Origin of the sequence: Novosphingobium panipatense (assembly GCF_900182875.1) — a bacterium.
Lineage (GTDB): Bacteria > Pseudomonadota > Alphaproteobacteria > Sphingomonadales > Sphingomonadaceae > Novosphingobium > Novosphingobium panipatense.
Genome location: NZ_FXUI01000001.1, coordinates 362,319 through 386,612, shown reverse-complemented (window position 1 = coordinate 386,612; position 24,294 = coordinate 362,319). Strand labels below are relative to the sequence as shown.

The following is a 24,294-nucleotide window of genomic DNA, read 5'->3' as shown; positions in this document are numbered from 1 at the left end:
GAGGAGGCACAGCGCACCCCGTCATACATTCGTCGTGGGGATCTCATGCGTCGTTTTGCCAAGGACCGCCGGCTGCTGGCCGGAACTCTGCCGTTCGCCATTGTGCTGGCGCCTGTAGGTCAGGCGTTTGCAGAGGAGGCAGAACGTGATGGCGAGGAACGCAACGCCGCCATCACGGTCACCGGAGTGCGCCAGGCCTACCGCGGCAACTTCGCGGTTTCGGAGATCCCTCAGTCGATCGCCGAGATCGATGCCGAGACGCTCGAGCAGAACACCATCCAGCGGCTGACTGACGCGCTCGACCTCAACGCATCGGTGGTGCGGCAGAACACGCTCGGCGGGCTGTGGGACTCCTTCGCAATCCGGGGCTTTGCAGGAGACGAGAACATGCCGAGCGGCTATCTCGTCAATGGCTTTAACGGCGGACGCGGGTTTGGCGGGCAGCGCGACGTGGCCGGGATCGAGCGGGTCGAAGTGCTGAAGGGCCCAGCTGCCGCGCTGGTCGGACGGGGCGAACCGGGCGGCACGATCAACCTCATCACCAAGCAGGCCGAACTGGGTCGCACCTTCGGTACGGCTGCCGTACAGTACGGCAGCTGGGACCGGGTGCGCGGCGAGGCTGACGTCAACGTCGCGGTGACAGGCGAGCTCACCCTACGGTTGATCGGCTATGCCGAGGACGGCAACACCTTCCGCGATCACATCCAGCAGTCGCGCTGGGGCTTCCTGTCTTCGGTCGGGCTCGCGCTCGGGCCCGACACCCGCCTGACGTATGACTTCGAGAAGACGCGCGTGGCCGTGCCTTTCGATCGCGGCATCGTCGTGCTGAACGGCAATTTCGATACTGTGCCGCGCTCGCGCTTTCTTGGCGAGCCGGGCGATGGCGACACCGTAGCCCGCGCCGAAGGACACCAGCTGCGCCTGCAGCACGAGTTCAGCGATCGCTGGAGCCTGCTCGTCGGCGGCAGCATCCGCGACACGCTGCTCACCGGCTCCTCCTCCGATGCAGAGACGGTGCCCTCGCGCCAGGCGCTCTATACCGATGGCCGTTCGCTCTCCCGCCAGCGCCGGTCGCGTCGCTACGATGCGAACCACAAGGTCGTGCGCGCCGAGCTTGCCGGAGAGTTCGCAACCGGATCCCTGCGCCACCGCGTGCTGATCGGTGCCGATCACGACGAGTTCACGTACGACAACTACTTCACACGCTACCGCCCGCCGACGCTGATCTCGAACCCGACCGAACAGCAGGGCAATGTCATCGACATTCTCGATCCCGTCTACGGCCGCTTTCCCCTCCCGGCCACCTCCGTCACGACCGACCGCACTGACCGCCAGCGTGCGACCGGCGCCTACGTGCAGGACCAGATCGAGATCACCGACCGGCTGCAGGTCCGCATCGGAGGCCGCTACGACCGGGTCACGCTGGAGACCGACAACCGGCTGACCGGAGTGGACAGCCGCCGCACCCGGAGCCGCTTCAGCCCGCAGGCCGGTATCGTCTACAGGCTGAGCGATCCGCTGACCGTCTACGCCGCCTATGGGCAGGGCTTCCGCGCCAACGTGGGCACTGACGTGAACGGGGTGATCTTCGACCCTGAGACAAGCGAATCGATCGAGGCGGGGCTGAAGCTTACCCTGCTTGGCGGTGCGCTCAACGGAACGCTTTCGGTGTTCCAGCTTACCAAGGCGAACGTTCTGGCGACTGACGCCAACAACCCCGGCTACTCGCTCGCCATCGGCAAGGCGCGGAGCCGCGGCGTCGAATTCGATCTAAACGGCCGCCTTCCCGGCGGCCTGGACGTGCTGCTAAGCTACGCCTACGTCGATGCGGAAGCGCGTTCGAGCATGCTTGATCCGAACTATTCCTTCCAGATCAGCCCCGGCGATCCGCTGATCAACATCCCCCGGCACAACCTAAACATGCAGGTCGCCAAGACGTTCGCCGTCAGCGAGCGGGAGGCGCAGCTCGGCGCAGGCATGCACTACGTCGCGAAGCGGTCGGGCGAGACGGGCACCGATTTCATGCTGCCCTCGCACACACTGGTCCGCCTGTTCGGCAGGGTCGAGGTGATGGAGCATATCGACCTGTTCGCCTCCGTGACCAACCTCTTCGACGAACACTGGTACGCCAACAGCTACTCACCGCTGTGGGTGCAGCCCGGCACGCCGCGCACCGGCACCGTGGGCCTGCGCGCCCGGTTCTGACCGCAGGAGAACACATCGATGCTGAAGTTCGCCGCCATCGCCACCACTCTTGCCATGACCACACCGGCGGTCGCGGCGGAGCCGGTGCCACCGACCGTGCTGCCGCCGGCGCTGGCGTGGTCGGGTGCGAGTGAAAAGCTCGTTGCTCCTGCGGGCGATCCATGGATCACCCCCGCCGAAGCCGCCGGGTTCCGCACGACGCCGCGCTTTGACGAGATGCGCAGCTGGCTGGAGCACCTCGACAAGGCCTCGCCGCTGATCAGCGTAGCGAGCTTCGGCAAGACCGGCGAGGGTCGCGATCTGCTGATGGTGCGTGCCAGCAAGGGCAGTGCCGGCAAGCCTGTCGTCCTCGTGCAGGCGGGCATTCACTCGGGCGAGATCGACGGCAAGGACGCGGGCCTCATGCTGCTGCGCGACATCGCCATGCGCGGAAAGCAGGACCTGCTCGACAGGGTTGATCTTGTTTTCGTGCCGATCCTCAACATCGACGGGCACGAGCGGGCAAGCCCCTGGAACTTCCTCCACGTGCGCGGGCCAGACGCCAAAGGCACTGAGGGCAACGCGCGCGACATCAATCTCAACCGTGACTACTCGAAGCTCGACACGCCCGAAGTGCGCGCCATCGTCGCTCTGCTGCAGCGGCTGGATCCCGTGCTTTACATAGACTGCCACGTCAGCGGCGGCTTCGACATGCAGTACGACGTCACGTATACCTACGCTGGCTGGGGCAAGTACGCACGCCACCGTGCCACGGCGCTCTGGCTGGAGCAGCGCTTCGGCCCCACCGTGAAGGCGGCGTTGACCCGCGCCGGGCACGAGCCGATCATCTATCCCAGCCCGATCGACACCCGCGATCCGCAGAAGGGCATTCGCTACAGCCCGGAGGGGCCGCGCTATTCGACCGGCTATGGCGACTTCATCGGCGTGCCCACCGTGCTGGTCGAGAACCACATGCTGAAGCCTTACCGCCAACGCGTGCTCGGAACCTACGTGCTGCTGGAAGCGGCTCTCGAGCTGGCGGCGCAGGACGCCGATCGGATAGCGGAGGCAAAGGCGATCGACCGCGCCGAGCGGCCCGTGCAACTGCTCACGCGGTGGACGCCTGCGAAGCAGCCGATCGGTTGGGTCGACAGGTTCAAGGGCGTTGCCTTCGACACGTACAGGTCCCCTGCCACCGGACGGATGGAGCAGCGGTGGACCGGTAAGCGGATAACCTTCCGCATGCCGATCATCGGGCAGGATCCTGTCGAATCGGTTCGCCTGCCCGTGGCGTGGCTGGTTCCCGCCGCCCAGAGGGAAGTCATCGAGAAGTTGCGCCTTCACGGCATCGGTTTCGAAGCCCTGGCTAGCGACCGAACCCTGCCGGTGGACACGGTGCATCTCCAGGACGTGAAGCTGGCGAAAGCGCATGATGGGCGCATTCCCGTCGAAGCGCGCTTCACGCACGAACAGGCTGAAACGATGGTCCGGGCAGGCACTGTGCGGGTTCCGGCCGATCAGCCGCTGGGGCTGCTTGCGGCCGCTCTGCTGGAGCCTGAAAGCCAGGACAGCTTCCTCGCCTGGGGGCTTTTCCCCGAAGTGCTCTCACCCCCCGCCGGAACCGAGGACTTCGTCATGGCGCCGATCCTTGATGCACTGCTACAATCCAATCCGCAGGTTCGCCTTACCTTTGAGAGCAAGCTTGCAGCCGACGCCGCCTTCGCGAGCGATCCCGAAGCACGGATGGCGTGGCTGGCCGAGCGCCTGCCGCATCGCGACCCGTTCAGCCACGTCTACCCTGTCCTGCGGGAATTGCCGCAGGCTGGCGGATGAGTTCCTGCTGCGCCCGGGACGAGCGCCGTGCCACGTCCGGAATCCGCCCTGGCGGCGGAAATGAGCCCCGCCGCGGCGCGTTCAGCTGCAACGTGAGCCCCAGCTTCGCCAGGACTGAGCGGCCGACGACTGTGCCGCCGCAGTACCGTCGGCTCACTGCCCCCCGGCGGTGAGCGCCGCCACGAGTTCCTTGACTTTCTTCTGCCGCCACTGCGGCACAGGCGCCACCAGCCAGTATCCGCGCCGACAGGCGATGGGGCTCCCGATCATCTCCGCCCGGTCGTCGCCCGCAAGGCTTGCGGCGAGAAGTGCCGGAATGCGCGCGCGGCCCATGCCGGCAAGCGCCGCGGCAATCGCCTGCCCCGCATCCCCCACCATGACTTCGGCTTTTCCGTCGTCACCGCCCTGCTCCTCCTTGCCCGCCGGCTCCGGATCACCGGGCCAGCCGATCCAGTCGCCCCGGCCCACTTCGACCCACTCCGCAGCTCCCAGCGCGACCCCCTCCAGATCGCCAGGCCCATCGGTCCAGCGCACGGCAAGATCAAGGTTCGCTTCGGTGAAGTCCGTGCGTTCGCCATCGACGATGACGTAGCGCACCTGCGGGTTTTGAGCCCGGAAGACGGCGAGGCGGGGGGCCAGCCACGCCGCGAAGAACTCCCGCGGGCAGGCGATGGTATAGACGTGGCTGGACTGGCCCGCCTGCATCGCCTGCACCGCATCCTCGAAGTGAAGGAAGCCGGTACGCAGCGCCGCGAGCCCGGAACCGGCCTCCTCGGTGAGTTCAAGGCCCTTGCTGGTGCGGCGGAACAGCACGACGCCGAGCAGGTCTTCGAGGGCGCGGATCTGCTGTCCGACCGCAGCGGGCGTCACAGCCAGTTCGTCAGCAGCCCGGGTGAACGAGAGATGCCGCGCGGCAGCATCGAATACGCGCAGCGCGTTGAGGGGCAGATGAGTGCGCTTCATGACGCTTCCCTATGCGCCGGCCGTTGCACAGGCAAGCGTCAGGGCGCGGTCAGCCCGCCGTGGCAGGGGCCGCCAGCGGGAAGAATGGTATCTGTGCGATGAACTCGGACCCGTCGGCCCGGCGGAAGGTGTAGTAGCCTTCCATCGATCCCTGCGGGGTGGAGAGCGGACATCCTGAAACGTAGTCATGGCTGCGGCCGGGTTCGAGCACCGGCTGTTCACCGACCACCCCGTCTCCCTCGACCACATCGACCTTGCCGTTGGCGTCGGTGATACGCCAGTGCCGGGTCATGAGCTGAACCGTACCGTCCGTGTCGTTCTCGATGCGGATATGGTAGACCCAGAACCACTTCCCTGCTTCGATGCGCGATTGCTCGGGCAGGAAGCTGACGGCCACCCGTACAGTGAGGCTGTCAGTGATGGCGGTGTGCTGGAAAAGTTCCTTCATGACACGGGTAGCCTAACGACGGTTTCGTCAGGCTACAACCGTGCAGCAAGGGACAGGTTCCGGGTTCCGACCTTAACTCAGAGACCTGCCTTGCTCAAGGCCTGGTCCATGTCCTCCATGAGGTCGCCGATGTCCTCAAGGCCGACGTTGATGCGCAACATGCCTTCGCCGATACCCATCGCCTCGCGCGCCTCGGCTCCCATGTTGTGGTGGGTGGTGGAGGCCGGGTGGCACATCAGCGAACGCGAGTCCCCGATGTTGTTCGAGATATCGATGAGCTGCAGCGCGTCGAGCAGGGCGTAGGCCTGCTCCCGCCCGCCATCGAGAACGAAGGAGAAGATCGGCCCGCACGCGTCCATCTGCTTCATCGCCAATTCCTGCGCCGGGTGGCTGTCCAGCCAGGGATGCAGAATCTTCGGCACGCGCTTCTCGATGAACTTGCCCAGCGCCAGAGCGTTCTCGCTCTGCTTCTTCGCGCGCAGGTCGAGCGTCTCCAGCCCCTTGAGCACGACCCACGCGTTGAACGGCGAAAGGTTCGGTCCGGTGTTGCGCTGGAAGGGCAACAGCTTGTCGTTGACGAATTCCTCCGAGCCACAGACTGCGCCGGCAAGGACCCGGCCCTGCCCGTCCATCAGCTTTGTCGCTGAATAGGCGACGACATCGATGCCGAACTCCATCGGCCGCTGCAGCGCCGGGGAACAGAAGGCGTTGTCAACCACGGTCGTGATTCCGTGGGCCTTGGCAATCTCTGCGATAGCCGCAAGATCGGCCACGTCCATCGTCGGGTTCGCCGGGGTTTCGAAGAAGAACACCTTGGTGTTCGGGCGGATCGCCGCCTTCCACTGTGCGGTATCCGATGCATCGACCACCGTCACCTCCACGCCGAAACGGGGAAGCAGGTGATCGCCCAGCCAGCGGCACGAACCGAAAGCCGCGCGCGCGGTGACCATGTGGTCTCCCGCCGAGAGCTGGCACAGGAGTGCTGCGGTCATCGCCGCCATACCGGACGCCTGCGTGCGGCAGGCTTCGGCCCCTTCCAGAAGAGCGATGCGCTCCTCCAGCATGGCCACGGTCGGATTTTGCAGGCGCGAGTAGGTCATACCGTCCTGCTCACCCGCAAAACGGGCCGCGACGGTCGCCGCGTCATCATAGCTGTAGCCGGACGTCAGGAAGAGCGCCTCGCTGGTCTCACCCATTTCCGAGCGCCAAGTGCCTCCGCGGATCGCGCGGGTTGCGGGACGCCAGTTGCGGGTCTGGCTGCGGTCCTGTCCGGTCGTGCGTTTCATGGCCCATGCCTCTAGGAGCGCACGGTTGATAGCGCAAGCCGATGCGCTTGCCCTGCGGCTGCGAGCCGCTTATCCGCCGATCCGATGCCTCTCTTTCGTCAAGATCGCGATCCGCTCGGCTGGTGCCTGCTAGTCGTTGCGGCTTTCCAGGCGCTTGTTCTGTGGCGGCTCGGCACGCCGACGCGATACTACTTCGACGAGATCCACTACGTTCCCGCCGCGCTGAAGCTGCTGGAACTCATCCCGGCGAACCGGGAACATCCGCTGTTCGGCAAGGAGGTGATCGCCGCGCTCATTCACCTGCTCGGGGACCGGCCGCTGGCATGGAGGCTCGGCCCGGCGCTGTTCGGCGGACTGGGTCTGCTCGCCTTCTCCCGCCTCGTCTGGCTTGTGTCGCTGCGGCGCCGCGCGACGATCCTGGCAACGATCCTGCTTGCCACCAACTTCATGTGGTTCGTTCAGAGCCGCATCGCCATGCTCGACATGATCTCGGCCGGCCTTTGCATGGTCGGGCTGTGGCAGTTTGCCGCCGCCTGGCGCGCGCGACGCACGGGCATCGCCCGCCTGCATCTGTTCGGCAGCGGACTGGCGCTCGGCCTGTCCCTCGGCGCCAAATGGAGCGGCGCACCGGCGCTTGCGGTCCCCGGCCTCGCCTTCCTTGTCATGCGCGTCGCGGAGACCGGCCCTGCCTTCATCGGCAAGCGCGGCGCGGGCCCGATCAAGGGTGTCAGCTTCGTCGAGGCGGTGCTCTGGCTCGGTCTGCTCCCGCTCGCCGTCTACTGGGCCACGTATATCCCGGCGATGTTCTACCCTCATCATGCCATCGCGCCGCTCGGCGTCGTCGAACAGCATGAGCTCATGGTGCGCCTGCAGGACAGCGTGAAGAAGCCGCACCCCTACAAGACCTACTGGTATCAGTGGGTCCTCAATCTCCGCGGCATCTGGTATCTGTTCGAGAACGTGGACGGCGCGCACCGTGGCATCGTCATGATCGGAAATCCGCTGGCGATGCTGGCGGGGCTGGCAGCGTTCTTCTGGGGGCTCTGGGCCGCCGCTTTCCGGCGCCGGCGCGACGTCCTGTTCTTCGCTGTCCTCTATGCGCTCTGCGTCGCGATGTGGATCTTCAACGGCAAGCCGGTGCAGTTCTACTATCACTACCTGCTGCCGGGCGCTTTCCTGATGGCGATCCTTGCGCTGGCGCTCGACGCGCTGTGGGACCGCCGCGATCGCTGGCGGCTCGTGCCGCGGGGAGTCTTCGGGTTGTCTCTGGCGCTGTTCTTGCTGTTCTACCCGATCATCTCGGGATGGCCGCTGCCGTTCAAGGATGCCTACAACTTCTGGATGTGGCTGCCCACCTGGCGCTGATGGGCCGTCGGTCGTGGTCTCAACGGCGGCGGAGGCGCAGAACCAGCGCTGCGAGTAGCGCGCCCAGCGCTGCCAACGCCATGTCCTTCTGTGGATCCCACACGTCGCCCTGCTGTCCATTGTAAGCCAACGCATCCGGCCCCGCCATGAACACCGTCAGCAGCCACTCGAAAACTTCGTAGACTGCGCTGCCCGCCAAAACGAACTCAACCGCGATGTACGTCGCAAGGCCGCGTGAGAGCCCTCTGTGACGCGACAATCCTTCGGAGGCGGGATAAATCAGGCACGCGCCGAAGCTGAAATGGACCAGCCGGTCCCATGCGTTCCGCTCCAGCCCCAGCACCTCTGCGGGGGACGGCACGCTCAACGCACGGGCCCAGTCCTCGTAAGGGACAAAGGAGTAGATGTAGCGTCCGCCGATCGTGTGCAGCCACAGGAACACGCAGACGCAGAGCACCGCACCGGTCGGCATGGACCAGCGCCGCAGCGCGAGCCATAGCCCCGCGACCCCCGCCAGCGTCGGCAGGTTCTGCAGCGGGGCGAGGCGGGGATACGGCGCGTCGACCAGGCTCAGCAGCGCCGCTGCGGCCGTGAAGCCAAGCAGCGCCGCCTGAGCGCGCGGCAGGGTCAGTACTTGCCCCAGACGAACTTGGACGAGAGCGCGAAGTTGAAGACCGAGGCGAGCAACACGCCGGTCACGACGGCGAGCACGTCATGCACGCCGATGGTCTTCAGCACCGCGGCAGAGCCGATGTTCGTGAGCAGGCCCAGCGAGCAGGTCAGCGCGAACTGCGCCCAGCCACGCATCAGCGGCCCGAAGCCGCGCAGGCGTTTGTCGGAGTACGTCAGTTCGTTGTTCAGTACGAAGTTGAACGTCATCGCGACAAGTGCGGCGATGGTGTTCGAGATGTTGAAGGTCGTGCTTTCCGACCAGTTGCCGTAGACGAAGCGCTCTCCGAAGACGATGTGGAGCATGATCCACAGCACCGCCAATTGCACCACAACGCCCATGGCACCCACGGTGCCGAACAGCGCGAAGCGGGTCGGGATGATCCGGCCCAGCCACTTGTCGTAAAGACCCACGAGGAATTCGAACACGACGGTCTGGTCCAACTTGCTTTCGCCTTCCGCGCGGGCGGCGAAGTTGAGGGGGAATTCCTTGACGCGCAGCGGCGTTTCCACCGTCGCCAGGATATCGAGCAGAATCTTGAAGCCCACGCCTGAAAGACGGTGCGCGTCGGCTCGCAGGGTCCGCGCACGCAGCATGAAGAACCCGCTCATCGGGTCCGTCAGTTCAACGCCGGTCACCTTGTTGGCGATACGGTTGGCAAGACCGGAAGCCTTGACGCGGTCGGGGCGGCCCCAGGCGTCCGTGCTTGCGCCTTCGGCAAAGCGGGACGCGTAAGCCAGGTCGTATTCGCCCGAAGTGATGGCCTGCAGCATCTGCGGAAGCAATTCGGGATCGTGCTGGTGATCGGCGTCCATCACCGCGACAACCGGCGCGGCGGTCGCGCACATGCCCTCGATCGCCGCGCTGGCAAGGCCGCGGCGGCCGATCCGCTGAATGCAGCGTACGCGGGGGTCGACCAACGACAGGCGGCGGGCTTCGTCCGCCGTACCGTCCGGGCTGTTGTCGTCCACGTAGATGGCTTCCCACGCGACACCGGCCAGCGCCTTGTCGAGTCGCGCGACCATCGTCGCGATGTTCTTGCGCTCGTTGTATGTCGGCAGAACCACCGCCAGCTCGAGCGGCTTCGCAGGCGGCGAAACGGCTTCAGCGGCGGCTTCGGCAGCCTGCGCGAGATCGGAACTCGAAATGTTCATTAGCCCTGTTTTTATGTTTGAATCGTCAAGAAACGATTATTGCGTACCGGCGCAACCTTTACAGGCGCGCGAGGACCGCGTCACCGATTTCCTTCGTGCCCGCTGATCCGCCAAGATCGCCGCCCTTGATGCCATCGGCGAGAGTCGCGGCGACAGCCGCTTCGATCCGCGCCGCCTGCTCTTCGAGGCCGAAGGAGTGGCGCAGCAGCATCGCCGCCGAAAGGATGGTGGCCATGGGGTTGGCGAGCCCCTTGCCGGCGATGTCCGGCGCCGAACCGTGGATCGGCTCATAGAGGCCGAACTTGCCTTCCGCCAGGCTTGCGGAAGCGAGCAGGCCGATGGAGCCCACGCACATGCTCGCCTGATCGCTGAGGATGTCACCGAAGAGATTGCCGGTGACGATCACGTCGAAGGCGCCGGGATTCTTCACCAGCTGCATCGCCGCGTTGTCGACGTACATGTGAGTCAGTTCGACGTCGGGGTATTCCTTCGATACCTCGATCATCACGTCGCGCCACAGCTGCGAGGTTTCGAGCACGTTGGCCTTATCGACGGAGCACAGGCGACCGGAACGGCCCTGCGCCGCCTTGAAACCGGCATGTGCGATGCGGCGCACTTCGTCCTCGGCGTAGGACATCATGTCCCAGCCCTGGCGGCGGCCGTCTTCCAGCGTGCGCGTGCCCTTTTCGCCGAAGTACACGTCGCCGTTAAGCTCGCGCACGATGAGCAGGTCGATCTTGCCCGACACTTCCGGGCGCAAGGTCGACAGGTCCTCAAGGCCTTTGAACACCGTGGCGGGCCGCAGGTTTGCGAAGAGGCCGAGCTCCTTGCGCAGGCCGAGAACCGCCTGCTCCGGGCGCAGCGCGCGCTCCAGATGGTCGAGCGAGAAATCCCCCACCGCGCCGAACAGGATCGCATCCGCCGAGCGCGCGATATCCAGCGTCGCTTCCGGCAGCGGGTGGCCGTGCCTGCGGTACGCGGCCCCGCCGACGTCGCCTTCGACGAGCTCCATCCCTTCGATTTCAAGCGCCTGGAGAACGCGCACAGCCTGTTCCGTGACCTCGGGACCGATTCCGTCTCCGGCAAAAACAGCAATGCGCATAGTCGTACCCCTCAGCTTCCGATCCGGCCCAGCCGCTCGCGCAGCAGGACGCGCGCCGCCATAACGTCTCTTCTGCGATCGGCAAGCGCGTAGCGCGCCAATTCGCGCCCGACGCGATCGAACGCCTCGAGAAGAGCGCCCCAGTCTCCGTCAGGCGGACGGGCGACGCGGGCGCCGTAGCCGAGTTCGCGCAGCACGAGCACTTCGTACCGCAGCAGGCCCATCGCCCAGCCGCGCGCGGAAGGGGCGACGCAGACGGCCTGGAGCAGGCCTGACAGAGCCTCGAACAGGGCCGGAAAGGCCTGTCGCTCCGGCAGTACCGACGCGGCAAGCGCCGTGCTCCAGCTGATGGCCGCTGCCGGAAGAGGCTCGGCAAGCCAGGGCGCACGGCTCTGCAGAAGCTCTACGCGCGCGAAGGGAAGCTGCGTGTCCGACCTGGAGCGCAGCTCGGCATCAACGGTATTGCCCGGGATCAGGACAGGACGAAGCAGGCGTCCCCTGCCCCCCGCGACATAGGCGCCCACCAGCCCGTGCTCCGCCGTGAGAAGCCGGGCGACGACGGCAGCCTCTCCATGCGGCAGGGCGGCACAGACAATGGCGGGAGCGCGAAAGTGCATGGCGCCTGGTGTTAAGGCTCAGCGCCATGGAGCAAACGCGGGGAAAACATTCGCTCCTCAAGACGACGCGAGATCAGCGCCGGTCCAGAGCCGCTCAGAGCGGCGGGGTCAGCTTGGCTTCGAGCGCTTCGATACGAGCCCTCAGCGCTTCCGATTCGGCCCGCGCCGTCGCCGCCATTTCCTTGACGGCTTCGAACTCCTCGCGGCTGACGAAGTCCATATCGCCCATGAACTCCTTCACCCGCTCCCGCGCGCCTTCACGCGCTTCGCGGCCCATTCCGGCCAGTGTGCCGGCGGCGCTGTTCATCATCTTGACGAAGTCGGCGACAAAGGGGTTTTCGCTTTGCATGGACGCTAGATGGAGCGCCCGCGCCCGCTGTGCAAGAGGGTTGTGCACGCCGCCTCAGATCGTGAAACGCTCCACCGCGCCGGAACGCTGCACGCCGTCGAGGTCCGGATTTGCCTGAAGGAACCCGAAGTTGAGGTATGCGGCGAAGGCAAGCCACAGCACGTACGGCACCAGCAGGGCCCCGGCGAGGGGCCGCACACGGGAAAACAGCAGCGCCGTCAGGATCGCCAGCAGCAGCAGCACAGCGATCACGACAAGCGCGGCGCTCATCTGGTGCGCGCCGAAAAAGACGGGCGACCAGGCAAGGTTCAACGCGAACTGCATGGCGAAGACCGTCACGGCGGGACCACGGCCGCGCGCCCCGCGTGCGGAAAGGATCATCGCCAGCGCCACTCCGAGCACGGCGTAGAGCACGCTCCACACGGTGCCGAACAGGGCCGGCGGCGGGAAGGCCGCAGGCTTCACCAGTTCATCGAACCACGGGTTGCCGGGGCCGCTTTGCGAAACGGCGCCGGACAGGAAGCCCAGGAGCATGACCGCCGGTACGCAGACGAGCGCCCAGCGCATGAAGCTGGCGCGCAACTGCCCCGGGGAGGCAAGAAGGTTCATGTCAGCAGGGTCATCTGCACTGGCGGCTCCCGAATCGCGGTAATCCAATTCCGGCGCGGGTTGTGAAGCCGTGCGGCCCCCGGTGCAATCGTCGCGCAGAGGTCATTGTCCGCGCTGTGCCGAAACGAGAAATTCGATGTTGCCCTCGGGCCCCTTGATCGGGCTCTCGACGATCCCCTGTATCGTCCAGCCTTCGCCCTCGAGCCATGCGCGCACCTCTTCGCAGACGCGGGCATGGAGCGCCGGGTCCCGCACCACGCCGCCCTTCCCGACCTCGCTGCGCCCCACCTCGAACTGGGGCTTGATGAGAGCCACGAGACGGCAGCGCGGCGCCGCCAGCCGGAGCGGCACCTCCAGCACCTTCGCCAGCCCGATGAAGCTGGCATCGCACACCACCCAGTCACAGGCTGCGTCGATCTGCTGAGGTGTCAGGATGCGGGCGCTGGTCTGTTCCAGAACAGTGACGCGCGGATCGGTGCGGAGCTTCCATGCGAGCTGGTTGGTCCCGGAATCGACCGCAAAAACCCGCGCCGCCCCGTGCTTCAGCAGGACATCGGTGAACCCGCCCGTGGAGCTGCCGATGTCCATCGCCACCGCTCCATTTGGATCAAGCCCGAAATGCTCGATGGCGTGCGCAAGCTTGATCCCGCCGCGCGACACCCACGGGTGGTCCCGGCCGCGCACCTCGATCGGAGCGTCCGCCTTCACAGACTGGCCGGACTTGGCGATCTTCGTCTCCCCTGAGAAAACCAGTCCGGCCAGCACAAGCGCCTGTGCCCGGGTACGGCTTTCCGCCAGCCCCCGGTCTACGAGCAACTGATCGACGCGCAGTTTCGCCGCCTTGGGCGACGGCGTGTTTACGACGGAACGGGGCTTTGTTGGGTCGGTCATGGAAAGGTACGCACTTGAGATGAGGCGCGCCTCATTCCATACCATGCCCATGAAGGCAAATCCGCGCAGCCGCGCCAATTCGTTCGCAAAGGGCTTTCTCCCCCGCATCCTTGCCGCCAGCGCCGCATCGACGGGGCTTCTTGCCGGATGTGTCCCCCCACCGCCCTCCATGCCGACGCCCCCTCCGGCACAGGAACCGGCCGCGCCTGCGCCAGCGCAGCGCCCCGCGCCCTCCCGGCCGCAACCGGCGCCCAATACGGACTGGCGTGATGCTGCCCAGACGGCGGGACAATGGACTTATGCGGGCAATGGCACGGCATCGGGAGCCACCTTCGGCAGCGGGCAATTCGTCGTCCAATGCGATCCGGGACGCAGCACGATGACGCTTCTGCGGGCCGGCCCATCCGGCGCCGGTTCGGCAACACTCACCATCATGACCTCGACAGGCACAAGCACCCTCTCCGGCACTCGCTCTGGCCGCGGCATCGGCGCGACCGTCTCCCCGCGGGACCCCGTGCTCGACGCCATGGCGTTCAGCCGTGGCCGATTTGCCGTTGCCGCGCCCGGAGAGCCGACGCTTTACCTGCCGAGCTGGACGGAAATCTCGCGCGTGATCGAGGACTGCCGCTGAAATCGAGGCGCCATTCAGAGGCGCTTCGGCGGTGGAGGAAGGCATGCAGGCGCCGGCCCGATACACCTGAGGCAGGCAGTTGGACAGCAGCCTCCAAGTTGTCGCAAGGCTGGGGATAACAGGCCGAAGCAGGGATCATGACGCCAAATATTTTCATTGCAAGTCTTGTTGTGCAACGCGAAATCACCCAAATATAGCAGCAAGACGACGGCCCCGGGATACGCGCCCGGGTCTTTCCGAAGTCCCAGTCGCTACATGCGGCGCACTATGGCTCAACAGCGCGAAAGGAGGTGATCCGATGTCTCATGGTTCAGCAGAGAGGTCGGCAATTTCCGTCGCGGAGCATTATTGTCGTTAAACGGACGATAAAGGCTTCGCTGGCGGCACTTCCCGGCCGCTGACCATGCGAAGGGCCGTACCGGACCGCCGGTGCGGCCCTTCTCATTTGGCGATGCTCCGATTTTGCCTCCCTCAGGCTTCGTGCTAAGACTGACACCTGAAGAAGCATAATTGCTTTTGGGTTGTGTTCCGTGAAATTTTAGTTCACCGGCGCAATCCTGTTGCAGACAGAGGAACACGTTCGATGGCGATTCTCGCCGATGCCGGCCTGACTTTCACGACTCTTGCCAATTCCGCCCTGACCAGCGACGAAGCGCGCGCCGCAGTGCTCGCCAATCCGGGTTTCGGCACGCATTTCACCGATCACATGGTGACCATCGATTGGACGGACGGCAAAGGCTGGCATGACGCTGTGATCGGCCCTCGTCAGCCGATCGCGCTCGATCCGGCGGCGGCGGTGCTTCACTACGCGCAGGAAATCTTCGAAGGCCTCAAGGCCTACAAGCAGGCTGACGGCGCCATCGCGCTGTTCCGCCCGGAAGCCAATGCCGCGCGCTTCAACCAGTCGGCCCGTCGTCTGGCGATGCCGGACCTGCCGGAAGCCGTGTTCGTGGAAGCCATCGAAAAGCTGGTCCAGCTTGATCGCGCCTGGATTCCCGAGGGCGAAGGCGCGTCGCTGTACCTGCGCCCGTTCATGATCGCAACGGAAGCCTTCCTGGGCGTTCGCCCGGCACGGCAGTACAAGTTCATCGTCATCGCCAGCCCGGCCGGCAACTATTTCAAGTCCGGCGCGCCCGCCGTTTCGATCTGGGTTTCCGACTATACGCGTGCGGCTCCGGGCGGCACCGGCGCCGCGAAGTGCGGCGGCAACTACGCCGCCAGCCTCGTGCCCCAGGCAGAGGCGATCGCGGCCGGCCATGACCAGGTCGTCTTTCTCGACGCCGCCGAGCACAAGTGGATCGAGGAACTCGGCGGCATGAACCTGTACTTCGTGTTCAACGACGGCACCCTTCTCACGCCCGAACTGACCGGCACCATCCTGCCGGGCATCACCCGCGACAGCCTGCTGCAGCTCGCCCGGGAAGAGGGACTGACCGTCAGGGAAGGCCGCTACAGCCTGGACGAATGGCGCGCGGATGCCGCCTCGGGCAAGCTGGTGGAAACCTTCGCCTGCGGTACGGCCGCGGTCGTCACTCCCGTTGGCAAGGTCAGCGGCTGCGATGGTGAGTTCACCATCGGAAGCGGCGGCCCGGGCCAGCTCACTGGCAAGCTCAAGAACCGGCTCGTGTCCATCCAGCGCGGAGATGCGCCGGACACCCACGGCTGGATCCGCAAGATCGCCTGAGCTCGCATGACAGGAACCGCCCTGCCCGGCCACGCTGCCGGGCGGGGTAGCCTGTCCTGCGCCTCCGCGCGCAGCTTGGTCAAACGCGCGGGATGAGCGCCCTTGTGCACGCAGGCGATCTTGTCGTGCCCGTGAGGCAGGCTTACCTGTGGGGGCGTATTTTCACCTCCCAAGGAGTTCCCCCACATGGCCGATCTCACTTACACTCCTCCCAAGGTCTGGACCTGGGACCAGCCGAACGGCGGCGAATTCGCGAGCATCAACCGCCCGACCGCCGGAGCCCGCTTCGAGCGTGAGCTCCCGCGTGGAGAGCATCCTTTGCAGCTCTACTCCCTGGGCACTCCCAACGGCCAGAAAGTCACGATCCTGCTGGAGGAGTTGCTCGCCGCAGGGCACCCGGCCGAATACGACGCCTGGCTGATCTCGATCGCGGACAGCGACCAGTTCTCCTCAGGCTTCGTGGCGGTAAACCCCAATTCCAAGATCCCCGCCCTGCTCGACCTGTCAGGACCCGAGCCTGTCCGCGTGTTCGAATCCGGCTCGATCCTGTTCCACCTTGCCGAGAAGTTCGGCGCCTTCCTCCCCGGTTCCGGCCCGGCGCGGACCGAGTGCATGAACTGGCTGATGTGGCAGATGGGCACCGCGCCGCTTCTGGGCGGCGGCTTCGGACACTTCTACGCCTACGCACCCGAGAAGTACCAATACCCCATCGACCGCTACGCGATGGAAGCCAAGCGCATCTTCGATGTCGCCGACAAGCGGCTTGCCGAGACGCGCTACCTTGCCGGTGACGAATACACGATCGCCGACATCGCCGCGTACGGCTGGTTCGGCGGCTTCGTCCGCGGCGACGCCTATGGCGATGCGCAGACCTTCCTCGACGTACCGAGCTACACGAACCTGATGCGCTGGGGCCAGGAACTGGGCGACCGCGAAGCCGTCCGCCGCGGCCGGATCGTCAACCGGAAGGGCGAAGGCCTTTTGGCTGAACGCCACAGCGCTGCGGATATCGACGCAGTATTGGCTGGTTGAAAGATGAGCCGGAGCTGACGAAACCCCTTTTCAGCGCCGGAACAAACCGCTAAGCGCGCCTCTCTCACGAGAGGCCGCTTCAGCCGCGGCCGATCCGCTGGGGCGTCGCCAAGTGGTAAGGCACCGGTTTTTGGTACCGGCATTCGCAGGTTCGAATCCTGCCGCCCCAGCCAATCTGCATTTATCCATAATTATCAATGGCTTGATGCCGCATCAGAATAGCTTGTGGGCCAAATATGTGGGCCGTATTTGCGGGCCAGGAAGAATCAACCGGTTGCTTTTCCTTAATATTATCACGATACGCCCGTCGCATTGACGTAAGCAGTAGGGGACTGCGTTGTGATACCGGCCTTCGGCCTTGGTGAAGTGCTACCTCCGTTTGTAGGTACAGACGTCACTGGAGGGCAACTTCTCCCACGATCCCCCTACCCTGCAACAGTCCGGGGGTTGGTCGATAGATTTTGCACCAGCCTTGAGCGAGCAGTCATACTCCGGGGGCTCTTCCAATTTCGGGCTGCTCTTCGTGCAGAGGGCTTTGAGCAGGGCTTTCAGTGGATCGACGGCAGCTTTGTGGAGAACTGTGAGGCGTTCCGCGGACGTCCGCCTGGTGACGTCGATATCGTTTCTCTCCTTCGCCGCCCTCCTCCTGTCGCACAAGACGCAGCATGGGTCGACTTTGCAACGGCGCGCATAGGGACGATTTTCAACCCGGACTGGACGAAACAGACTTTCCACTGCGACAGCTATTTTATCGACCTGGATATAGACCCTATCTCAGTAGCCGAGCAGGCAGCATATTGGATCGGGCTATTCTCACACCAGCGTGATACGTTTCGTTGGAAAGGGATGGTCAGGATCGAGTTTAGCGACGGCGATGACGCGGAGGCGTTGGCGCTTATTGGAGAGAGGGAAGCAGCATGGTGACGAAGGTACACCTAGACGCCCTCAAGAGCGAAGCGGCTTCCGTCGAGGCTCTCATCGCGCGGGCGAGCGACCGCGATATCCTAAGCCGGATTTCACTTAATCACCGCCTCGCTTCTCTTCGCCAAGAAATAGCAGAGCAAGAAGCGGATCGCGGAACGATAGCGGGCGTAGCTCTAATCTTTGACGGTGATCCAGTTACCGGTTCATCGGCAATCGACGCATCGTTCGCTGGTAAAACCCTGCAGAACTATCAAGAGTTGATATCCAAACAGGTAGCATTCTCTGCGGGTATGCTAAGCGCGCGCGGGCCTGTGCCTGAGGAGGCGCAAGAAGCTGCGCGCATGAACATCAAATCTCTCGTTCATGGCTCATTTGGCTTCGTACTGGAAGAGTCTGAGGCCGACGAACCTCCTATGTTCGACTCTCCCGTCAAAGTCGCAGTCGAGCAAATCTCGGACCTGATGCTTGATGTAACCTCACAGAACCTTGTAGCGTTCGAGAAACGTCTAGAAGATATTGATTTCCGCGTCTTCAATACTCTAAAAAAGTTTGTTTCAGTCATTTATAAGGCTGGGGCCACAATGAGAGTAGCCGAGAGACACCGCGAAGTGCGGTTCGATTTAGTCAGCTTAGGCCGCGCTTACGAAAGGCTGAAGGAGACCGACGTATCTCAGACTGAGGAAGTAGTCGTTGGAGAATTGCTTGGCCTTATTCCAATCCAACGCCGCTTCGAGTTTCGCCGCGAAGATAAAGCGGAGGTACTAAAGGGACGGGTTTCGCAGATGCTTAGCGCCGACTACATTGAGCGGCTGGAGAAGGAAGGGATCATGGCCGGTCGAAAATGGCGGGCGACTATAAGCACTAAGTCTGTTGAGCACCCTGACGGCAGACATGCAAGCACTACGCACACCCTGATCGACTTAGTCCAAATCTGAAAAAAGCAGGGCAGAGGACAAGCGCCCGTTTACGCTGCTCGCTTCTCTGCCCTCTGGATTGCTGCGCGACTGACGCCATATTCCTTTGCTAGAATCCCCAGCGAGACCCCAGCCGCCCGCCGCATCCTCACCTCGTCCTGCTGCTGCTGCGTAAGGGCCGGAGGACGCCCGAGGGACTTCCCTTCGGCCTTCGCGCGGCTCAATCCTGCCTGCGTCCGCTCGATAAGTAGGTCTCGCTCGAACTCTGCCACGGCAGACAGAACGCCCATTGTCATCTTTCCGGCGGCGCTCGTCAGATCGACACCGCCAAGGGCGAGGCAATGCACCCGCACCCCTTCTGCCGCCAGCCGCTCAACGGTCGCCCGAACGTCCATAGCGTTCCGGCCTAGGCGGTCTAGCTTCGTGACAATGAGCACATCCCCGTCCTCAAGGCGATCGACCAGCCGAGCGAACCCCGCCCGCTCCATAGCAGCCACAGAACCCGAGACTGTCTCCTCCACCACGCGCTTACGCTCAACGCTGAAGCCCGCAGCAACTATCTCCCGGACTTGGTTGTCGGTGGTCTGGTCGGCAGTGCTGACGCGGCAGTAGGCGAAGGTGCGGGTCATCGGTCGAGCCTTTGTATCGAAAACGTAGCTCGATATATGCAATGTATCGGAAAAGCGGTCAAGCTAGTTTCCGATACACCCGCCGCCCTTGTATCGTTATCGGTCGTTTTCGAGCCCCATTCCTCGCCACTCCTCAGGGCCGCAAAATCGGCTCGCCGCGAGTATGACTCCGTTGGGCCTGAAGCATTCAGGCTTGTGGAACCATCACCTTACGGCGGCAAAGCGTTCCGCTACGGCGGTGAAGCGCATAGGGCGCAGGGGGATACGACCATGATGATCTACGCCAGCACTCAAACCCGCGAAACCGCGGAACAGGCCGCGCGCCGGGATTTCAACCGACGCTCTATCGGCTTGGACAGCAATGAATGCCACGGCCACAAGGCCCGCCGCCGCATAAACCTCATGCTTTTCGGCATCGACACCGCCGGCGCCATTTCCTGCCCCTACCCCGCAGCCGAACTCTCACATGAGGAAGCGATGAACCGCGTCCGCGAAATGAACCGCGAAGACCAAGCCGCCGCCAAGCGCGAAGCCGCCCGCCGCCGCGCCGCAGGTCTCCCTCAGTTTACCCGCAACTAGGGCTGAAGAAGAAGATGGGAGGCTCCCCCGGATCAACCGAAGGAGCCTCCGCCCACTCACCTCTTAGCCACCGGGCGGGGCGGGAACGTATGGGAGAACCACATATCCAGCCGCCGTTCTGCGCTTTCCATATAGCCCCTGACCTTTTCAGGCGAGACATTGCCCCGGCCTAGGTCGGTGCGCACCTCATCCATCTTCGACCGGATCAACGCTCGGGCAGACTGCGTGTCCATGCCTCGGGGCAGGCGGACCTTCCCAAGCTGCCCCGCGTAGGTATCTTCCCAGCCGTCGAGGTCGTCGCCTGCGCCCTGATACTCAGGTCCCTTCTGGCGAAGCGTCTGCAACTGGCTAAGCTCCCCGTGAACGCTCTGCATCAAGGCTTGGCGCAACTCGGGGTCGGCCTCCCGAGAGACCGCCGCCGTCAGCTTCCCCACGGTCTCAGTGATAGTCGCACGACCTGCATAGACAGGGCCAAGCAGCGAACCGACGCGGCTCCGTAGGTAAGCCTCTTTCCCCTCGCGCCGATCCTCCCGAGCCCACGCCGCAGCCTGACGAGCATCCGACCTCGCTTGTCGGGTGTCCCCATCTATGATGTTGAGGAGTTGCATCCCCTGCTGCGGGGACACGGCCCCGGCCCGTACTTTGGCTTGAACCTCGGCTTTGGTCGGATAGTTGCCCTCCGCCCCTGTGAGCCGAGCTATCAGCGACGACAAGTTGCCCGCCTGCTGCTCCGAGCGCTGCCGCTCCGCCTCAGCCCCAGCCCTTTGACTGTATGTACGGCGGAACTCTTGGAGGTGGAGGACTTGCCCCGGAGACAGGGCCAGCGGCCCCTCAAGAGGCGTGATGGTCGAGACCTTCCCACCCGCGGCTTCCCCCTCCCCCGCAGCCCCGAAGGCGCTGCTAAACGCTTCGGATGTCGGGAGAGCGGGGGCTCCCGCTGGCTGCTCCGAGAAGTAGCTGGAGGGCGAGACCTTCTTGCCATCGACTTCCATGGTCATGTGAACATGGGGGCCGGTAGACTTGCCGGTATTGCCCGAAAGGCCGAGCTGCGCACCAGCGTCGACTCGCTGCCCGACCTGCACCTCTCTTGAGGACAGGTGAGCGAAGCCGACGATTGCCCGGTTGTCGAGGCGGACGCGGACCTGGTTACCACCACGGGCGTTGCGCATGGAGGAAACCACCTCGCCACCGAGCGGGGCCACGATGGGCGTACCGATCGGCACCGGGAAGTCCTCACCATTGTGTGCGCTTCCGCCGCTCCGCGCATCGCCCATCTTCCCGGTACGCTTGCCCGCAAGGAACCCTTGGAAGGGCGTCAAGAGGCCGGCGGTCGGAGCGGCTGTCGGCTGCGCGACTGAGGCATTCTGCCGCGTCCTATCCCAGCCAAGCAGCTTGTCGATAAGCTGCAAACCGCGCGCGGGGTCAGTCTGTTGCAACTCCCCAGCCGCCGCCTCCACGGCTTGGATGTATGTCTCCATGGCGTCACGCCGATCAACGTATGGCAGGACGCGGGCGAAGGCTGTTTCAGGGTCGAGAAAGTCGCCCGCTTTAGCCAATCCCATCACTGTCGTCCCCATGTCTTCCAAGCTCTGTTCGCCCATCCGCTTGCGGATCATGACGTCAGCCTGTGGCAGCATGGCGCTACGCACTCCCGCCATCTGTTCCGCGAAGTGCCGGTTGGCCGCCGCAGAACCGAACTTACGAAGCTGCCCGTCTTCCCCTACCGCGAAGTCGTGGTTCTGCTGTTCCAGGAAAGTGACGACTTCCGCGCGCCGCTTGATGGGATCGGGGTCAGTTTGGTTCTGTATGAGTTGGCCCATGCCGTCAGCCATTGTGCTCCGCCGCGTGGCCCAATCTGCTTCTCCACGCTGCCACTCCACGCCTGCCCGGTATGCCTTGGACTCGGCCAATTTCGTGGGATCGACCACCCCCGCGGCAAACGCCTCCATTCCTTCGGCTTCGTCGGCCTCGGCTTCCTGGTCCGCCTTCGCTTCCTGATACTGCTGGAAGTCGGCGGCAGCGTTGCGAACCATGCCGAGGGCTCGGAGGAGCTCGCTGGCCCCGCCTTCGCCACGAGAGGCGTTACGCATGTCCTGCATGAACCTGCGCGTGGGGGCGTCAGTGTTCTGCCGGGAGAACATTCGGTCTCGTCCGCTAGACACGCGGGCTTGGCGGGTGGTGCGGTTTTGAAGTTGGGAGAGGTCGGATGCCATGTGAGTGGTCCTTTGGTTTTGCGGAGGGAGTGGCGGCGGGTGATGCGGGTCATCAGACGTGCCCTAGGAAGGCCGCGGAGGGCCCCCGACTATCCCGCCCTTAACTTTGGTCGGGCGCGGGTGGCCCAGCCTAGGCGCGTCGCTTCCGGGCAATTTCGACGGGTAAGCTTTGCGGGCACCCCCGGCGGGGGGAAGGCGGCCCTGTCGGTCGCGCACGTATGCCGCTTCAGAATTTTGCGTCGAAAGTAACGGCTTTACGCTAGGTCAATGCGAAGCTTTACCGCTTGGTATTAGCTGCGTCGGCCTTGATCTTGGCGTTCTGGATGCCCGACCAACCCGATGCGGCGGCAGAGCCAATCTGTAGGCCGGCGGTGAGCACCGTTGGCTTGGCGATGCGGGAAGCCATACTGGCGGCCTCCGCTTCGTTCGCCCTGTGGCGGCTCTCTGCGTTAGCAAGGATACGCTGCTCCCGCAGTTCACTTTGCATGGCACTGTCTAGCAGCATCGCTTCTACAGAGCCGGAGGTGAGGGACAGACCGGCTTCACCGGCTTGCGCTCTGACGACGCCCTGCTCCCTGCGTTCCTGCCTCATGCTGTCGAAGATTTCGGCGGAGGCTTCACGGCGGGTTTCGTCCCGGGCAGCGGATTGCTGTTCTCGGAGGGCAGTGGTCTGCGCTTTGGCGGTCTTAGCTTGCGCCATTACAGAGGCGCTAGCAGAAGCAACGGCGGCTACGCCTGCGGCCACGGCAGCGGCAACGGGTCCACACATAAGTCGACTTTCAGTAGAGAGGGCGGCAGCCAATGAAGCGGCTGGACTGAAGGTGGCGACCCGGCGGAGAATTACCGGGCCGCCTTTGGTCTCCGCCACCGCTGGCGAAACCGGACCTGAGGGTTTCCTCAGGTGTTCCTCAGAGAACGAACACCGCTTCGATAGCTATGCGCAGGCGGCTGTTGAGTGCGTTTTCGTCGTTTGGGTCGATGGCGATCCTGAAAACGCGCGCAAGCACTTCACGACCAAGCGGGGTCAACCGAAGTGGCTTCCGCCGCCCGTCTAAAGGGTCCTCGTCTTGCCACAGCCAGCCAAGCCCTATTCGGGTGGAGACGTAGTCTGTGCGCCTTAGGGGCCGGTTCATGAATAGCCGGTAGGTCACAGCAAACTTGCGGTTCACTCCGGGCATTAGCTCGGCGCGAATGTCGCCGTGTGTCCTCGGCTGCCCGAGAAGGTCGCCTTTCGCTGCCGCCAAGAAGAACGCTAGCTGAGACGGCGTAGACTTGGGGGGAAGTTCTTCGGAAAGCCGCACGAGACAGGTCAGCCAGCTACCGCCGTGAGGCGCGTATTCAGTTGGCTGCGCGTTGTCGGTGGCCGCTTCGGAAATCGGCAGTCTTCCATTCCCAATACATTCGGCTAGGCTGCTGGTCATTAGGTCTCTCTCTTGCGGTGGCCGGAGAGGGAGAAGACCTGCTGCCTAAGTGCTGCACGAATGCTCCCTTCCTCAAGGGTGAGGGGAAATCAGGAGAGAAGAATGGAGGGGTATCGATCTACGTACCATCCTAAGGACCACTTCAGGATAACCTAAGGTCACTTCCTTCCCTGTATCCTTCCCCCAAGGGTGAGTGGTAATTGCCCGGGGCTTGCCGCGCTGTTCGGTGTTATTCCCCACGGCGGGGGAATAATCGGCTTCGATCATGTGCTCTCCGCGTGGACAGGGGCCTAGCCGCTTCCGGTCGAAGCACCCGCCCGTGCCCAGCTTTCAGCGCGACATTGCACCGCCGCTTTTCGCAGGACCCCCAGCACATGTATTTTCGCCGGCCAATGGTCGGTGTTCTCGAAGAGGTTGCTTACGGACACGGCTCGGCAATGGGGCAACGCCTCGCCGGCCTCCTTCAGCGCCGCTGTTATCGCACTCCCCGCAGCTGCACGGTGCTCGGAATTGAAGGGGTCGTAATCCGGCTCGGAAGTTCGGGAGACGATCCTTTCAAACTCCGCCGCAAGCGCGCCACACAGGAAATACAACTCTTGGCGGAATTGGATCAGGCGGTTGGGCGTCACTGTCGGCATGGGCTTCTCCTCGGTCGAGCCCGCGCACATAGCGGGGCGTTCACCAGACCAATGGTGAGGCCCAATCGAATGGCGCTAGAACGCTCCTGGAAGCCCGCAGGGCACGTCCGCACCCTCAGGCAGTGATCCGCCCATCTGGCAGTGCAAACGCCTAAGGC

The 24,294-nt window shown here is 64.2% G+C and carries 24 protein-coding genes and 1 tRNA gene; 10 read left to right on the top strand and 15 right to left on the bottom strand.

Annotation, left to right across the window (positions count from 1 at the left end; all coding sequences use genetic code 11):
* Nucleotides 1-45: 45 nt before the first annotated feature.
* Complete coding sequence (locus tag QOL62_RS01860) at nt 46-2,205, top strand: TonB-dependent siderophore receptor (protein WP_283404964.1); 2,160 nt, start codon at nt 46-48, stop codon at nt 2,203-2,205.
* A gap of 18 nt (nt 2,206-2,223) precedes the next feature.
* Nucleotides 2,224-4,017, top strand: a complete 1,794-nt coding sequence (locus tag QOL62_RS01855) for a M14 family metallopeptidase (RefSeq protein WP_283404963.1) — start codon at nt 2,224-2,226, stop codon at nt 4,015-4,017.
* Between the two features lie 153 nt (nt 4,018-4,170).
* Here QOL62_RS01855 and QOL62_RS01850 read toward each other — a convergent pair whose 3' ends face one another.
* The 3 genes from QOL62_RS01850 to QOL62_RS01840 all read right to left on the bottom strand — a co-directional run bounded on the left by QOL62_RS01850 (nt 4,171) and on the right by QOL62_RS01840 (nt 6,714).
* A complete protein-coding gene (locus QOL62_RS01850; RefSeq protein ID WP_283404962.1) occupies nt 4,171-4,980 on the bottom strand; it encodes a LysR family transcriptional regulator in 810 nt (269 codons plus the stop codon).
* A 49-nt stretch (nt 4,981-5,029) separates the two neighbouring features.
* Nucleotides 5,030-5,428 (bottom strand): Co2+/Mg2+ efflux protein ApaG, encoded by a 399-nt coding sequence (apaG, locus tag QOL62_RS01845; protein ID WP_283404961.1) that lies wholly within the window; start codon nt 5,426-5,428, stop codon nt 5,030-5,032.
* 77 nt (nt 5,429-5,505) lie between these two features.
* The gene (locus tag QOL62_RS01840) at nt 5,506-6,714 is read right to left on the bottom strand and encodes a trans-sulfuration enzyme family protein (RefSeq protein ID WP_283404960.1); all 1,209 of its coding nucleotides are present in this window, start codon (nt 6,712-6,714) and stop codon (nt 5,506-5,508) included.
* Between the two features lie 84 nt (nt 6,715-6,798).
* Here QOL62_RS01840 and QOL62_RS01835 point away from each other — a divergent pair, with 84 nt between their 5' ends.
* A complete protein-coding gene (locus QOL62_RS01835; RefSeq protein ID WP_283404959.1) occupies nt 6,799-8,079 on the top strand; it encodes a phospholipid carrier-dependent glycosyltransferase in 1,281 nt (426 codons plus the stop codon).
* A gap of 19 nt (nt 8,080-8,098) precedes the next feature.
* On the opposite strand, the gene QOL62_RS01830 is transcribed toward QOL62_RS01835, so the two are convergent.
* The 7 genes from QOL62_RS01830 to QOL62_RS01800 all read right to left on the bottom strand — a co-directional run bounded on the left by QOL62_RS01830 (nt 8,099) and on the right by QOL62_RS01800 (nt 13,471).
* Nucleotides 8,099-8,683 carry a DUF2238 domain-containing protein gene (locus QOL62_RS01830; RefSeq protein WP_465263651.1) on the bottom strand — a complete coding sequence of 195 codons (585 nt, stop codon included), beginning with the start codon at nt 8,681-8,683 and terminating at the stop codon, nt 8,099-8,101.
* Nucleotides 8,684-8,706: 23 nt separating this feature from the next.
* Nucleotides 8,707-9,903 carry a glycosyltransferase gene (locus tag QOL62_RS01825; protein WP_103728485.1) on the bottom strand — a complete coding sequence of 399 codons (1,197 nt, stop codon included), beginning with the start codon at nt 9,901-9,903 and terminating at the stop codon, nt 8,707-8,709.
* A 58-nt stretch (nt 9,904-9,961) separates the two neighbouring features.
* Nucleotides 9,962-11,005: a 3-isopropylmalate dehydrogenase gene (gene leuB, locus QOL62_RS01820; protein WP_283404958.1), complete on the bottom strand. Its 1,044-nt coding sequence runs from the start codon at nt 11,003-11,005 to the stop codon at nt 9,962-9,964.
* 11 nt (nt 11,006-11,016) lie between these two features.
* A complete protein-coding gene (recO, locus tag QOL62_RS01815; RefSeq protein ID WP_103728483.1) occupies nt 11,017-11,622 on the bottom strand; it encodes a DNA repair protein RecO in 606 nt (201 codons plus the stop codon).
* Between the two features lie 94 nt (nt 11,623-11,716).
* Nucleotides 11,717-11,971, bottom strand: a complete 255-nt coding sequence (locus QOL62_RS01810) for an accessory factor UbiK family protein (RefSeq protein WP_103728482.1) — start codon at nt 11,969-11,971, stop codon at nt 11,717-11,719.
* 54 nt (nt 11,972-12,025) lie between these two features.
* Nucleotides 12,026-12,580 carry a TspO/MBR family protein gene (locus tag QOL62_RS01805; protein ID WP_283404957.1) on the bottom strand — a complete coding sequence of 185 codons (555 nt, stop codon included), beginning with the start codon at nt 12,578-12,580 and terminating at the stop codon, nt 12,026-12,028.
* A 102-nt stretch (nt 12,581-12,682) separates the two neighbouring features.
* A complete protein-coding gene (locus QOL62_RS01800; protein ID WP_283404956.1) occupies nt 12,683-13,471 on the bottom strand; it encodes a TlyA family RNA methyltransferase in 789 nt (262 codons plus the stop codon).
* A gap of 49 nt (nt 13,472-13,520) precedes the next feature.
* Here QOL62_RS01800 and QOL62_RS01795 point away from each other — a divergent pair, with 49 nt between their 5' ends.
* From QOL62_RS01795 to QOL62_RS01775, 6 genes are all read left to right on the top strand, one after another.
* On the top strand, nt 13,521-14,102 hold the full coding sequence (locus tag QOL62_RS01795) for a hypothetical protein (protein ID WP_283404955.1): 582 nt from the start codon (nt 13,521-13,523) through the stop codon (nt 14,100-14,102).
* A 583-nt stretch (nt 14,103-14,685) separates the two neighbouring features.
* The gene (locus QOL62_RS01790; RefSeq protein WP_283404954.1) at nt 14,686-15,786 is read left to right on the top strand and encodes a branched-chain amino acid aminotransferase; all 1,101 of its coding nucleotides are present in this window, start codon (nt 14,686-14,688) and stop codon (nt 15,784-15,786) included.
* Nucleotides 15,787-15,972: 186 nt separating this feature from the next.
* On the top strand, nt 15,973-16,818 hold the full coding sequence (gene yghU / locus QOL62_RS01785; RefSeq protein WP_103728478.1) for a glutathione-dependent disulfide-bond oxidoreductase: 846 nt from the start codon (nt 15,973-15,975) through the stop codon (nt 16,816-16,818).
* A 98-nt stretch (nt 16,819-16,916) separates the two neighbouring features.
* Nucleotides 16,917-16,991, top strand: a tRNA-Gln gene (locus QOL62_RS01780).
* Between the two features lie 166 nt (nt 16,992-17,157).
* Complete coding sequence (locus QOL62_RS19880; RefSeq protein WP_379511616.1) at nt 17,158-17,742, top strand: DUF6932 family protein; 585 nt, start codon at nt 17,158-17,160, stop codon at nt 17,740-17,742.
* On the top strand, nt 17,736-18,677 hold the full coding sequence (locus QOL62_RS01775; RefSeq protein ID WP_283404953.1) for a hypothetical protein: 942 nt from the start codon (nt 17,736-17,738) through the stop codon (nt 18,675-18,677). Before QOL62_RS19880 ends, QOL62_RS01775 begins: the two co-directional genes overlap by 7 nt.
* Nucleotides 18,678-18,706: 29 nt before the next feature.
* Here QOL62_RS01775 and QOL62_RS01770 read toward each other — a convergent pair whose 3' ends face one another.
* Nucleotides 18,707-19,285, bottom strand: coding sequence for a recombinase family protein (locus QOL62_RS01770; protein ID WP_283404952.1), 579 nt, complete (start codon nt 19,283-19,285; stop codon nt 18,707-18,709).
* Between the two features lie 270 nt (nt 19,286-19,555).
* On the opposite strand from QOL62_RS01770, the gene QOL62_RS01765 reads away from it, so the two are divergent.
* Nucleotides 19,556-19,864: a hypothetical protein gene (locus tag QOL62_RS01765; RefSeq protein WP_283404951.1), complete on the top strand. Its 309-nt coding sequence runs from the start codon at nt 19,556-19,558 to the stop codon at nt 19,862-19,864.
* Between the two features lie 56 nt (nt 19,865-19,920).
* On the opposite strand, the gene QOL62_RS01760 is transcribed toward QOL62_RS01765, so the two are convergent.
* The 4 genes from QOL62_RS01760 to QOL62_RS01745 form a co-directional block, all read right to left on the bottom strand.
* The gene (locus QOL62_RS01760; protein WP_283404950.1) at nt 19,921-21,954 is read right to left on the bottom strand and encodes a M23 family metallopeptidase; all 2,034 of its coding nucleotides are present in this window, start codon (nt 21,952-21,954) and stop codon (nt 19,921-19,923) included.
* A 400-nt stretch (nt 21,955-22,354) separates the two neighbouring features.
* Nucleotides 22,355-22,846, bottom strand: a complete 492-nt coding sequence (locus QOL62_RS01755) for a virion core protein, T7 gp14 family (RefSeq protein ID WP_430438267.1) — start codon at nt 22,844-22,846, stop codon at nt 22,355-22,357.
* A gap of 139 nt (nt 22,847-22,985) precedes the next feature.
* Nucleotides 22,986-23,498: a hypothetical protein gene (locus QOL62_RS01750; RefSeq protein WP_283404948.1), complete on the bottom strand. Its 513-nt coding sequence runs from the start codon at nt 23,496-23,498 to the stop codon at nt 22,986-22,988.
* A 290-nt stretch (nt 23,499-23,788) separates the two neighbouring features.
* A complete protein-coding gene (locus QOL62_RS01745; RefSeq protein ID WP_283404947.1) occupies nt 23,789-24,136 on the bottom strand; it encodes a hypothetical protein in 348 nt (115 codons plus the stop codon).
* Nucleotides 24,137-24,294: the final 158 nt, after the last annotated feature.